The sequence below is a fragment of the Candidatus Enterococcus huntleyi genome, assembly GCF_009933175.1.
In the GTDB taxonomy this organism is placed as follows: domain Bacteria; phylum Bacillota; class Bacilli; order Lactobacillales; family Enterococcaceae; genus Enterococcus_K; species Enterococcus_K huntleyi.
Genome location: NZ_MAEJ01000001.1, coordinates 489,554 through 503,282, shown reverse-complemented (window position 1 = coordinate 503,282; position 13,729 = coordinate 489,554). Strand labels below are relative to the sequence as shown.

General features: G+C 41.1%; 12 protein-coding genes. 1 reads left to right on the top strand and 11 read right to left on the bottom strand.

The window, feature by feature from the left end; translation table 11 throughout:
• Positions 1 to 146: 146 nt before the first annotated feature.
• Complete coding sequence (locus BAU15_RS02090) at positions 147 to 1,043, top strand: LysR family transcriptional regulator (protein ID WP_161841085.1); 897 nt, start codon at positions 147 to 149, stop codon at positions 1,041 to 1,043.
• 125 nt (positions 1,044 to 1,168) lie between these two features.
• Here BAU15_RS02090 and BAU15_RS02085 read toward each other — a convergent pair whose 3' ends face one another.
• The 11 genes from BAU15_RS02085 to BAU15_RS02035 form a co-directional block, all read right to left on the bottom strand.
• Positions 1,169 to 2,221 carry a PTS sugar transporter subunit IIC gene (locus BAU15_RS02085; protein WP_161841084.1) on the bottom strand — a complete coding sequence of 351 codons (1,053 nt, stop codon included), beginning with the start codon at positions 2,219 to 2,221 and terminating at the stop codon, positions 1,169 to 1,171.
• Positions 2,222 to 2,572: 351 nt separating this feature from the next.
• Positions 2,573 to 4,012 (bottom strand): dihydrolipoamide acetyltransferase family protein, encoded by a 1,440-nt coding sequence (locus BAU15_RS02080; RefSeq protein WP_161841083.1) that lies wholly within the window; start codon positions 4,010 to 4,012, stop codon positions 2,573 to 2,575.
• Positions 4,013 to 4,036: 24 nt separating this feature from the next.
• Complete coding sequence (locus tag BAU15_RS02075; RefSeq protein WP_161841082.1) at positions 4,037 to 5,023, bottom strand: alpha-ketoacid dehydrogenase subunit beta; 987 nt, start codon at positions 5,021 to 5,023, stop codon at positions 4,037 to 4,039.
• Between the two features lie 22 nt (positions 5,024 to 5,045).
• Positions 5,046 to 6,032 carry a thiamine pyrophosphate-dependent dehydrogenase E1 component subunit alpha gene (locus BAU15_RS02070; RefSeq protein ID WP_161841081.1) on the bottom strand — a complete coding sequence of 329 codons (987 nt, stop codon included), beginning with the start codon at positions 6,030 to 6,032 and terminating at the stop codon, positions 5,046 to 5,048.
• 17 nt (positions 6,033 to 6,049) lie between these two features.
• A complete protein-coding gene (lpdA, locus tag BAU15_RS02065) occupies positions 6,050 to 7,462 on the bottom strand; it encodes a dihydrolipoyl dehydrogenase (RefSeq protein ID WP_161841080.1) in 1,413 nt (470 codons plus the stop codon).
• A 132-nt stretch (positions 7,463 to 7,594) separates the two neighbouring features.
• Entirely contained in the window at positions 7,595 to 8,665 is a 1,071-nt protein-coding gene (buk, locus tag BAU15_RS02060) for a butyrate kinase (protein ID WP_161841079.1), read from the bottom strand.
• Positions 8,666 to 8,759: 94 nt separating this feature from the next.
• A complete protein-coding gene (locus BAU15_RS02055; protein WP_161841078.1) occupies positions 8,760 to 9,584 on the bottom strand; it encodes a phosphate acyltransferase in 825 nt (274 codons plus the stop codon).
• A gap of 452 nt (positions 9,585 to 10,036) precedes the next feature.
• Entirely contained in the window at positions 10,037 to 11,041 is a 1,005-nt protein-coding gene (locus tag BAU15_RS02050) for an SIS domain-containing protein (protein ID WP_161841077.1), read from the bottom strand.
• A gap of 11 nt (positions 11,042 to 11,052) precedes the next feature.
• Positions 11,053 to 12,111, bottom strand: a complete 1,059-nt coding sequence (locus BAU15_RS02045; protein WP_161841076.1) for an SIS domain-containing protein — start codon at positions 12,109 to 12,111, stop codon at positions 11,053 to 11,055.
• Positions 12,112 to 12,123: 12 nt separating this feature from the next.
• Positions 12,124 to 12,945, bottom strand: coding sequence for a PTS system mannose/fructose/sorbose family transporter subunit IID (locus BAU15_RS02040; protein WP_161841287.1), 822 nt, complete (start codon positions 12,943 to 12,945; stop codon positions 12,124 to 12,126).
• On the bottom strand, positions 12,929 to 13,714 hold the full coding sequence (locus BAU15_RS02035; RefSeq protein WP_161841075.1) for a PTS mannose/fructose/sorbose/N-acetylgalactosamine transporter subunit IIC: 786 nt from the start codon (positions 13,712 to 13,714) through the stop codon (positions 12,929 to 12,931). The genes BAU15_RS02040 and BAU15_RS02035 overlap by 17 nt, the downstream gene beginning before the upstream one ends.
• Positions 13,715 to 13,729: the final 15 nt, after the last annotated feature.

Genomic DNA, 13,729 nt, shown 5'->3' with positions numbered 1-13,729 from the left:
TAAAACTTGCCATATTATCAGACAAAATAACAAAGCCTATGATAGAATATTTGTGAACACATTAGAATTATTATTGTAAAAAATGAATGTGTTTGTGTTGCATAAAAATGTAATCGTTTTACAAAACGGATTGGAAGGTGCGTACTATGAACATTCAACAACTAAAATATTTTATCGAAGTCACCAATACACACAATCTGTCCGCTGCTGCTCGAAATCTATTTGTAACCCAGCCAACATTGTCCCTGGCCATCAAGAAATTGGAAGGAGAATTGCGCACAACACTCTTTACTCATGTGAAAACACCTTATCAGTTAACGGATAGTGGCTTACTTTTATATGAAAAAGGGGTCCCGTTGGTTCAACAATTTGATCAATTAATTGATGATATCCAGCAAATGAGCGATCAAGCCAAACCTCCTAAGATAAAAATTCGACTTGGCATTACCACCCTTTTTGCTGTTCAATTTATGAAGGAAATCTCTGATTATTTGAGCACACATCCGCATGTTGATTTGATTATTAAACAAGATGGCTCACCTTATTTACAAAAGATGCTTGATCAAAAAGAACTAGATATTGGTCTCGTTTCCTATCCTAATCTTTATCCAGAATCGCTGTCATTTGACGCGTTGGAGACCACCACGCGTGGTTATCATGTCTATGTGGTCGTTCCGGAAACAAGTCCCTTAGCGAAACGAAATCAATTAACGTTTCGTGAGCTAAAAGGCCAACGTTTTTCTTCTCTCACTAAGAATTTCATGTTAGGTAGACTATTAATCGATCGCGCCAATGATCATGGTTATGAGCCAAATGTCGTATTGTACAATGATGATCTTCAAGTCCTGTTGCACAGTCTCAATCGAAATGATTCGATCTGCATCTTGCCGATTGAATATCGCGCAGTTGGTAAAAGTGATCATCTCAAATGGATTCCTTTAAAAGATAAATATGATTATTTCCCAATTGGAATTGCTTTGAGAGACGATTACCATGTCGCTGAAGAGATCAAAGATTTCATTGATATTATCAAAAATAACTAGGCATCTCACCTATAGAGCTGTTAATTAAAATAACAGATTTTATATAATTTAAGATGGGTAGAATTAACCAATTGCTCTTAATTTAGACAAATTGACTGACACGTTAAGCTAATTCCATGAGCTATTTATCCTTGATACGCGAAAACTACTTTACTGTCATATAATTTCAAGATTTTTTCAAATAACAATTTAGCTACCAGTCCTGCCGCAATTGGCACAGCGAACCAAGCAAAGAGTAATAATAAAATGTTCAGCCCTGCATCAAGTGAGGCAAGGGGTCCCACTAGTCCTACTAAACCAAATCCAGCTGATTGTGGGGTCCCTGAAACATTTAAGAGCGCCACCGGAATTGCTGAAATAATCGCTGTAAATAAACACGGAAGTAGGATAATCGGATATTTGAAGAGGTTTGGCATCATCATTTTCATTCCACCTAAAGCAACCGCAAGAGTGACCCCAGATTGATTGACTTTCCACGAATGAATCACCAAAACAATCGTTGTTGCAGCAATTCCCATCGCCGCAGCCCCCGCAGAAACGCCATTCAGTTGAATCGCTAGACCAATCCCAACGGTGGTAATTGGCGAAATAATAATCGTCGCAAACGAACAAGCAATCAGAATACTCATAATTATCGGTTGGAAATCAGTAAAGTTATTGATAACATGCCCAATTGCTACGGTAATTTGCGTAATATACGGATAGGTCAGCATACCAATAAAACCAGCCCCCACCCCGACTACGATTGGCATAGCAATGATCTCAACCGAGCCAAATCGGTCCTTAATAAAACGAATCATGAGGACCGCCACGGCTGCTGTAATCATGATGTTAATGATATCGCCTGTTCCAGCCGTAATAAAACCGCCCGCGTCGGCATTATATTTCATCACGCCCGAACCAGCAAAGGCTGCACCTCCCACAATCATCATTCGTGCAGGCGTAAAATCAAATTGTTTGGCAATAAGTGCAGCAATAATTAAGGGCGTCGCTGCTTGAAAAATAAGTCCTGCATCAATGATCATTTGGACAAATGGATACTCAGCGAAATATTTTAAAATGGCGCCTAATACGGCATTCGGAATTAATGCAATAATCGTCCCTTGAGCCGTACCAGCCAATAATTTATTGAAGAAAATCTTTGGTGTCATCTTTGTTTGAACGGCATCGTTAGTCATAATAGATTCTCCTTTTTTATTTTTTTACGTGAGCTCAAATCAATTAATTACGCTCACTTTAGCGAATACAGGCCTATTTATTTTAGCTGGGACCACCGGCTTACCTTAGTGAAAGGTTAGACTATTCTGTATAAAACAGGCGCTACCTCTTCTAAAAAATATTGCTGTTTCACTTATTTGCAGCAAGCACTCAGCCGAAACTTTGCCTGTACTATGTGCGACAAAGTCCCGGTGATGCTAGCTAGTAACTATTTACTAAGCGTTCGTCTTACGCGAACCAATTATTCTCAATACTCTTCATATTCCTTGGTTTTCTCCATTAAATAGCTCTTACTCATCGCTTTTTACTACTTAATAGATATCTGATTCATTTGAGAATCTGGCTAAGTTTTCTTTAATGTCATTTAGGAATTTCCCGCCTTGTTGGCCATCTAAGATTCGATGATCAATTGAGAGACATAAATTCACCATATCGGCTACTTTAAAGCCACCGTCTGCCGTAGGCACCATGCGTTTGTTGATTGACTCAACTTGTAAGATGGCCGCTTGTGGATAATTAATAATCCCCATCGACTGAATGGAACCTAAGCTACCAGTATTATTAATCGTAAATGTCCCACCTTGCATATCGGCATTAGCTAACGTTCCCCCGCGTACTTCACTAGCTAAACGCTGAATTTCTTTGGCTAAGCCAGCTAATGAATAATTATCTGCTTGATGAATCACAGGTACATATAGGTGATCATCGGTCGTCACTGCAATCGATAAGTTAATGTCATTGTGGTAGATGATTGAGCCATCTTTCCAAGAGGTATTGATCTTCGGATTTTTCTTCAAGGCTTGTACTACAGCTTTCGCGAAGAATGGGAAGTAACTTAATGACATGCCTTCTTGTTGTTTGAAGTCGCCTTTTACTTTATTTCTTAAGGCAACAATGTTCGACACGTCCGCTTCCACCATCATCCAAGCATGGGGAATTTCAGTGGCACTTTGCACCATTTTCTTGGCAATCGCTTTACGCACGCCGTCAGCCGGTACCACGATATCTTTGCCGTTACTCGTTGGTGTCGCTGTATTTTTCACGCTGCTGGAAACTGATTTTTCAGCATGCGCTTCAATTGTTCGACTAGTTTCAGTTGGTGTCGTTACCGATTCTGTTACAGTCGCCGAGGCTGCATTATCCGCTGTTGGCATTTCGCTTGCCACCGCTTGTCCTGGTGTGAAGTTTAGGATATCTTTACGTGTGATTCGGCCTTCATTGCCTGTGCCGGTGACTTCCGCTAGATCAATACCTTTTTCTTGCGCCAATTTTAGGACAGCTGGTGAATAGCGTCCGGTATTTTTCCCAGCTGGTTTAACTGATTTATCTGGTTTGGCAGCTTGCGCGATCGTTCCGCTGCCAGTCGTTTCTTTGGCTGGTGTGGCAGTTGATTTTTCAGATCCTGAAGCTTGTGGTGCGGTCGTGCCGGTAGGAATTCCTTCTGATCCAGTGGTCGCTTCGACTGACTCTGTTTTCCCCTCAGCTGCTGTCGTTGAACCATCCGCCCCACCTTCAATTTCTAGCGTCATAACGACCGTTCCGATCGGCACATCGGTGTCTAGTTCGATGACTAATTCCTTCACCACACCATCGAAATCGGATGGGACTTCCGTGGTGACTTTATCTGACACAACCTCCATCAATGGGTCATATCTTTTGACGTGGTCACCTGGTTGAACTAACCACTGAGACACGGCTGCTTCGGTTACACTTTCCCCTAAATTGGGCATTTGGACTTCTTTAATTGCCATTATTTATTCCTCCTCACTAAGCATTTAAAAGGCTGCTAATTCTCTCATTGCTGTCGTCACTTGCTCTTCATTGACTAAAAATGCTCTTTCTAGCGGTAACGCATACGCCATACTTGGCGCATCTGGTCCAGCAAGTCGTTGGATTGGCGCATCTAAATCGAACAAGGCATCTTCTGAAATCATTGCAGCGATTTCGCTCATAATGCTGCCTTCTTTATTATCTTCTGTTACCAATAAAACTTTCCCCGTTTTCTTGGCCGCATTCACTAACGTTTCTCTATCTAATGGGTACAATGAGCGCACATCAACCACTTCGGCATCGATGCCTTCTTCGGCTAATTTTTCCGCAGCTGACAAAGCATATTGCAACATCATACCGTAGCTAATCACGGTAATATCAGAACCTTCGCGCACGACATTCGCTTTATCGATCGGTACGATATAATCATCGGTCGGTACGTCTGCTTTCAACAAACGATACAAACGTTTATGTTCATAAAATAGGACAGGATCATCTGAACGAATGGCCGCTTTAATCATGCCTTTCGCATCATATGGATTAGACGGCGTCACCACACGCAAGCCCGGTTGACCAAAGAAAACTTTTTCCGTTGATTGTGAGTGATACAAGCCCCCACGAACACCACCACCATAAGGCGTCCGGTACACAATTGGTGCTGTCCAATCGCCTTGTGTCCGATAACGCATCGTTCTTGCTTCAGATAGAATTTGGTTAGTCGAAGGCAAGATATAATCAGCAAATTGGAACTCACCAATCGCCCGATAGCCTCGTAGACCTAAACCAATCGTCAACCCGCCAATCAAACCTTCTGTCAGTGGTGTATTAAAACAACGATCATCGCCATATTTTGCCGCCAAGCCTTTCGTTACCCCAAACACGCCACCTTTGTCGCCACCCACGTCTTCTCCAAAGATAACAACTTTCTCATCGCGTGCCATTTCTTCTGATATCCCTAAATTAATTGCCTCTAAATATGTCATTTCAGCCATTTTATTCATTCCTTTCTGTCTATTATTGTGCGTATACTTGGTTGAGCAATGCGTCTGGATTAGGATCTGGCATCGCTTCAGCTTCATCCGTTGCCTGATCAACTTCCGCTCGAATTTCTTCGTCAATTTTAGCCAATTCTTCTTTAGTTAAGTAGCCTTCATCAATCAATTGTTTTTCGAAAATTCCTAACGCATCATTTTTCTTCATCTCTTCGATTTCTTCTTTTGAACGATAGACATTTTGATCATCGTCAGCGGAATGAGAGGTTAATCGATCGACCATTAATTCGATTAATTTAGGGCCATTGCCACTTCGAACATCTTCGACTGCTTTTTTAAAGGTCAGATAAACTTCAGTAAAATCATTGCCATCAACGGTTATCCCTTCAAAACCGTAACCTTGGGCACGATCAGACATTCTTTCGTTGGCATATTGCTCTTTAATTGGCACTGAGATAGCATAATCATTATTCTCAATCACGAAAATCACCGGTAGTTTCTTAACGCCAGCAAAGTTCATCGCTTCTTGGACTTCGCCCTGATTCGCGGAACCTTCCCCAGTGGTCGTCAAAGCAATAAAGTCCGCCTTTTCTAATTTTGCAGAATAAGCAACGCCGGTAGCTAAAGGCATTTGGGTACTCACAGTTGATGAGAACGACACAATATTATGCGCTTTTGAACCATAGTGATTCGGCATTTGACGGCCATGAGAAGAAGGGTCGGCTTCTTTCCCAAATGAACCCAGTAAAATATCTTTCGACGTCATGCCCCAAACTAAGCAGGCAGTCATGTCACGATAGTAAGGTAAAAAGTAATCTTTTTTCGGATCAAAAGCCATCGCCATTGCGACTTGCGCCACTTCTGCGCCTTGCCCTGAAATATTAAAGGACGTCTTACCAATCCGCGTCAATTGCCATAAACGTTCATCCAAACGACGGCCCCGTAATACCTCGCGATACGCTTGAACCATTTGCTCTTTACTCAATCCTGATTTCTTTAATGTTTTCATAGTTACCAACCTTTCTATTATTTATGAATGGCTATGCCATAAGTGTCTAACGCCGCTTCTTGAATTGCTTCCGTTAATGTTGGATGAGGATGTACAGCATCGCCAATTTCACTTGGTGAAGCTGACAAATAAATTGCCGTGCTGGCTTCTGAGATTAAATCCGTTGCATGCGGTCCGATAATCGAAACACCCAAGAGGTCATCCGTTTCTAAATCACGCAACACTTCAACAAACCCTTCGCTCTCGCCATACACTAGCGATTTCCCATTACCAGAAAAATTAAACGTCCCTACCTTAACTTTTTTATCCGCTGGCACATTGTCACGGTTGTAACCAACACTGGCAATCTCAGGATTTGTGTAAACCCCATGCGGGACATTCGTGTAATTCAGCGGTTCCACATCTTCATTTAGAAGATGCGCCACTGCTAATTCGCCCTCTTTCATGGCAACATGCGCCAGTTGCAACGTATCAATACAATCACCAATCGCATAAATGTGCCCTTCTGTTGTTTGATAAAACTCGTTGACTTCGATACCCTTTGGCGAATACTCGATTGAGGTATTTTGTAAGCCAAAGCCATCGACATTCGCTGCCCGACCAATCGCAACCATGACTTTATCGACCGTCAATGGACTCTTGCCTTCAATCGATACCACCACTTTGCCATCGGTAATTTCAGCCGCCTCAACTTTACTCTTCAGTAAAATATCAATGCCTTTCTTCTCCAAAACTTTTTTCAACTCACGAGAAATTGAAGCGCTCTCATTAATTAGCAAACGGTCAAGAAATTCAACAATCGTCACCTTCACACCCAAACTATTTAGTAAAGACGCCCACTCAACGCCAATCACGCCACCGCCAACAATTACGATAGATTCTGGTAAAGTGTCCAATTCAAGCATGCCATCTGATGAAAGAATATTTGTTTCATCCAACGGTAGGTTAGGCAAAGTTTTCGGTCTAGAACCTGTCGCAATAATCACGTTTTTAGGAACAATAATTTCTTCTTCGCGACTCTTATCATTAAACGTGACAGCTACCGCACCAGATACTGGCGAGAAAATTGAGGGGCCTAAAACCGCGCCTTCCCCTTCTAAGACAGTAATTTTATTCTTCTTACATAATCCTTCGACACCCTTGTGTAACTGATCAATCACGGCCTGTTTGCGTTCCTGAATCTTCGCGAAATTCACTACAGCTTCTTGTGACATCTCAATACCAAAGCTATCCGCCGCCTTCATTGTGTCAAACACTTCCGCACTTCTTAACAATGCCTTAGTCGGAATGCAGCCCTTGTGTAAACAAGTGCCACCCAACTTATACTTTTCGACAATCGTCACCTTCAAGCCTCTTTGTGCTGCTCGAATCGCTGCCACGTAGCCACCTGTTCCGCCACCCAATATGAGTAAATCTGTTTGTTCTGCCAACTTCCATCACTCCTTATTTCCTGCTTTGGCATCTATCTATAATTTTTTTGCTTCTACTATCTACTGTCTACTAAGTTACTAACTATTTACGATGAATCGCTGGTTCAGCGTATCGATGTCCGCTGACTTCACTTATTCTGACTGATAATCCAGCGCTGCTTCTTCGCCATTGACCACTCGATAGGCGCCTTCATATAAAGCTTCCATCTCCATTTCACCTGGAAATAGCTTGACCGGCGCAATCCAGCTGACATATTCGCTAATTTTATTGCGGGTATATTCTGAATATATAATGCCGCCAGTTAAAATGATTGCATCAATCTGACCCTTTAATACCGCGGCTAGCTCCGCAATACTTTTGCCAACCTGGTAACACATGCCGTCCAAATAGTACGCTGCCTCTTCGTCGCCTTCAGCGATTCTTTTCTCGATAATCCGTAAGTCCGTCTCGCCTAGATAGGATTTCAAACCAGCATTTCCAGCAATCAATTTCTTTACCTCAGCCAGCGTTAATTTTTCCTCAATCACACGATTAGAAAAATCAACCAGCGGTAAGCCACCACTTCGTTCCGGTGTATAGGCGCCTTCGCCATCAAGGCCATTAACGACATCAATCATGCGACCATTTTTATGGGCACCAACACTCACGCCACCGCCCAGATGCGCCACAATTACAGCACTCGTTTCATAAGTTTTGCCCAAGTCTTTTGTAATCTTTCTGGCGACTGCTTTCTGATTCAAAGCGTGACTAACACTTCGACGTTCAATACCTTTTAAACCAGAGATTCGCGCCAGTGGCTCTAACTCGTCTACCACTACAGGGTCCACAATATAGGCTGGAATCCCCAAAGCTTTCGCGAATTCATCTGCCAAGATCGCGCCTAAATTAGAAGCATGCGTGTTATATTTTTCTTCCCGTAAATCTGTTAGCATATCCTCATTAATCCGATACGTCCCGCCAGGAATTGGTTTCAGTAATCCGCCGCGGGCAACGACGGCAACTAATTGATCCATCAATTGCTGCTCCTCGACAAAGGATGCAATAATCTTATATCGGAACTCTGTTTGGTCAACCACTCCTTTAAACTGTGAAATTTCTTCTAGCGGATGACGAATAGTCTCTTCTGCTACGACCTTGTGGTCCGCAAAAATCGCCACCTTGGTCGATGTTGACCCTGGATTAATCACTAAAATTGCTTCCATAATGTCTCTCCTTTTCTAGTATGAATTCAGCAAATTCTATTTTTTATTCACCACATTAGGACTTGTTACCATATCCTATTTCGATGCGTGTCATCTACAACTGCTTCATGGCAAACTCTAACGAATGCAGTTTGCTTTCTGTCGAATCACTTCTTGAGGTTAAAACCACGGGCACTTTTGTTCCAACTAGCGTGCCGCCAACTTTCGCCCCAGCAAAAATCGTTAAAGCTTTATAGAGGGCATTCCCCGCATCAATCGCCGGAACTACTAGGACATCCGCATCCCCCATAATCGGTCCCTCATAGCGTTTATGTGCCACTGCTTCTTTTGATAAAGCTAAATCGAAGGATAACGGGCCAAACACTAAGCCATCTGCGCACTTCGCAAAATGTTCTGTTGTTGCTTTAGCCAAAACCGAAGAAGGCATTTTTGGATTAAAGTTTTCCGCCGCACTGAGTAACGCGATCTTCGGCGTACTTACGCCAATCTTGTGGGCAACCTCCTTGACGTTTTCGACAATCGCCACCAACGTCTCCTCGTCGGGCGTAATATTCATCGCACAATCTGTTAATAAAAATGACTGATCAAAATTAGGCAACTCCACCATCGCCACATGGGATAAGACTTGCTTCGTCTTCAATCCATGTTTTTTATTCAATAATTCCTTCAGTAATGTGTGGGTTTGAATAATCCCTTTTAATAAAATTTGTGCGCCACCAGAAGCCACCATGCCAACAGCTTGTTCCGCCACCTCTAAGTCATCTGCACATTGGTGATAAGTCCACATCGTCTCATCCGCGATATTCTCTGCTGTATCAAATACGTCAAACTTAAGTTGATCAGCATATGATTTTTTTGCTTGCTTCACTAATTCTAGGATTTCCGGACGAGCTCCTCCAGCAATCGAAATTGTAATCATCTCACTTCACCTCATTATTAATTTTATAATTACATTAGCTTCGTTATCTTATCTTTACTCTACTCTCGAATGAAAACGGATACAAGTAAATGCAGTTTGTTAGTTTTTATAACGCTATTAATTCATTTAATACCCCACTATAAACCTTGATAAAACAGCATTTCGAAAAATTAAGCAAGTCACTATCTCCCTACTTTGAAAAAAGTTTAAATTTTCAGAAAATTCAATAATGAGTAAATCTGTCCAGAGATACAAATTAATCCAACTCACGCACAAGATTCTATAACGCTAACTAAATATTGATAGAAAAGGGGAAAAAAGTTAACTAAAAGAGAGGGGAAAATAAAAAAGACCCTTAACTAGAGAATGACAAATCTACTAGTTAAGGATAGTTATCTTATATTTACTAATTATCTGTGTACTAATCGTCTAGATGCTATACTTGCTATCTTTTAATAGTCAAATTGACGGTAGTAACGTCGGATATCTAATGGATGACAGTTTAATTTTTCAACGTGTGCATCGATTCTCTGTGTTACACAGTGCATCAACAAGTGTGATAAGACACGTCCACGATTTTTCTCGCTGATTCCTGCGATTGGGTAATCTTTTGTATCAATAAATGTGTAGTTTCCGCAAATACGAGGCAATAGATTTTGAACACGTTCAGAAAGCGGACGCTGTTCATCTTCACCTAAAAAGACTGTGACTGGTGTTGTTTCATCAACAATTTCCAACGTACCATGTAGGAATTCTGCGGCATGGATTGATTTTGAACGTAACCAACTTTGCTCTTCCCAGTAGCACATTGCGTATGAATACACTGCTCCCCATTGGTTACCAGCACCAATGAAATAATGCATTGCATCATGACGATGTTTTTCAGCAAACGCTAGACCAAATCCATCAGCTTTCTTCTCCGCTTCAACAAGTCCTTTCGCTAAATGTTGTTCTAATTCTGCGTAATACTCTTCGTAATCTTCGAAATCGCCATTTTTGTTCATTAATCGATCTGCTGCCATGAAGAATTTGATTTGTTCAGTTCCAGGAGCTGGATACGTGATTACATGGTCACATGCTTCAGCTAGGGCGCTGCCTTCTTGGTCAACAAAACCTAATAAAGTTGAGCCAATTTTTTTAATTTCATTGACTGCTTGTACAACTTCCTGTGTTGTCCCTGTCACAGAAGATAAAATCACTAGCGAATCTTTCGTTAAACGACGATTTCCAGTTGTATAATACTCAGCAGCATGCTGTACATAGACAGGTAAATCACTTCTACCGTTGATATAAGTAACAGCTTGCATTGCTGATGCATATGTGCCACCAATTCCTAGGTAAAATACATTATCAAATTTTTTCTCCCATACTGCATCAATTACTTTCTCTACTTCTGGTCTAAGGGCTAAAGCTCCTTGGATATCATTTACTTGTTTTTCTTCGTTAAATTTTAACATTTCCTTCACCTCTATATTTTACTTTTTAACACTTGATCAAAATCATCAAAAATTCGGACACTTAAATCAATTCCTTTAGCTGCCGCCCCACGATAGGCAAGTAATTGAAAAGGAATCACTAAAAACAGTGAGCTAAAACGCTCATCACAGGTAAGCGATAATCCTAAACAATCTTCGCCATCCTTAGTCGTTGCAGTACGCGTCGTAACCGTATAGGCTTTTCCTACAAAAGGTTTCATATACTCTTTAAGGCGCTGTGAACGTTGCCGATTTTCACTCTCTGCCTCAATAAAGAAGAGTACATGCTCGTGATCTGCTTCAAGATAAGGACCATGCATATAAGCTTCCAATTCAAACCCTTGGGATGGTTTACGAATAGTCTCCGTAAATTTCGTTTCAAATTCTTTGGCCGTGCCCCAGTTAGGCCCATAACCAATAGCAATGAAACGATTAGCTAGCTTAAAAATAGACTCGTTCTTTTCAAAAAAGAGCTGGCTTTTCTCAATGATTTCAGGAATCTTAGCTACATCTCCCTCTAATTGTGCTAGGTATTGATTGACTTCTTGAGCAGAAAGAATCTCTTTATTTTGTCCAATAGATAGCCCTAGCAAAAAGAGTTTAAGCACGGTTGCAGTAAATCCTTTCGTTACAAAACCAACTGTTTCGATTCCCATTTCTAAATCAATCACTTCGTTAACTTTCTGACAAATCGGACTCGATAAATCACTAGTCAGCGCCATCGTATAGATTCCTTGCTCTTTTAGTTTGCCAATTGCATCGATAGTCGAAGCACTTTTCCCACTCTGTGAAACAGCGATTACAGTATCAACAGCCGTTGACAAATGTCCGTAATGGTTGAAATGATAAGGTTCTTCGATTGTCACTGTGACCTCAGCAAGACTTTCAAGCGCTGGTTTGGCTGCAAGACAAGCATTGTAAGAAGATCCAGTAGCTAAGATCAAAACATTTTTTATTGTCTGTTGCTTAGACGTTTCAACATAGCGGTAGTTTTTTAAACTATTCGCTAAGGTCGCTTGCTCTTCACCAATATAATCCATCATAGTTGCCAAAATGAATTCCTCCTAAAAAATACCGACTAATGAACCTAAAATACCGACTACTGCCAAACCTAAGATAATCATCAACGGTTTTACCTCTTTTTTCAGCAGATAGAATACGCCGCCAAAGACACCTAATGAAAGAATGTGAGGTACGATACTATCGAAAATACTTTGTACAGTCACAGCATTTTCACCCGTTCCAATTTGTATAGGAATATTAATTTCAATCATCGTTGCAGACATCCCACCAACGACCATCAGCCCGATAATCGCCGCACCATAAGTCAAACTTTCCATTAAGCCATTCTCTTGGATTTTCTTTAAGAAACCTGTTCCTAATTTGTACCCCCAACTAGTGGCAAAATATCTGAATAAAACATGCGGAATATTGAAAATCAGTAAGAATAAAATTGGACCTAAAATATTTCCTTGTAAGGCAAGTGAAGTGCCGACTCCTGTGGCAATCAGACGCAAAGTGCCCCAGAAAAATGAATCGCCGATCCCTGCTAGAGGTCCCATTAAGGACATCTTAATGTTGTCGATTGCCGAAGAATCAAAGTTCTCATCGTTGGCATTTTCTTCTTCCATTGCGGCATTAATACCTAGAATCAACGTCACGATATGTGGTGTGGTATTGAAGAATTCCAGATGACGTTTTAATGCATCAGACATTTCTTCCTTTGTTTTATACAATTTCTTCAAAATAGGAATCATTGCATACACATAGGCTAAGTTCATTTGTCGTTCATAGTTCCACGAAAATTCCATTTGAAACGAGCGCCAGAATACACTATTTAACTCTTTTTTTGTAATCTTTTTATCCGAACTAGAAGTCTTCGTCATCATCAATTACCTCCCCAGAATTTGTTTGAACGGTGGAACCTTGGCTACGGAAATTCCTTAAATTTACAACAACTACTGCTGTAATAGCCCCAAAAATTGCGATTCCAGTAACTGGAATTTCTAAATAGGCAGCCAGTGCAAAACCTAAGAAGAAGTATGGAGCTACTTGCTTATTAAGTAATAGACGTGCTAGCATCGCAAACCCTAATGCCGGAATTAAACCTGTTGCAACAGATAATCCATTTTGAACAAAGTCTGGAATCATTGCTAAAAGATTGCCAATTGTTTGACTACCCACCATAAATGAAATGGTCACCACTAAAGCCAACATTAACGAAAGGCCAAATCCAGAAATTAGATGCGCCGCTTCAACACCTTTATAGTTTCCCTCTTCAGCATATTTATCAGCTTTTTGATTCATAATAGGAATAAATAAACCTAGGTACACGTTTTTAAGAATCAACGTTAAAGTAGCAATCGGTAGACCCAACAGTAAAGCTGTTTCTGTTCCTGCGCCCGCTGTAATCGCAAACGCTGTTCCTAAGATCCCACCTGTAACAACATCCGGTGGAATTGAAGCTCCGACTGAAAATGAACCAATAAAGGCTAGCTCAAGTGTCGCGCCCATAACAATCCCTGTTTCTATGTCCCCCAAAACAATCCCTGTAAACAAACCCGTAACAATCGGTCTTGATAAAAGTGATGTACCTAATGCATACTCAGACTGTGCAATAAAAGCAACAAGACCTAGTAAAATAGCTTGTAACATATTTCATTCCCCTTT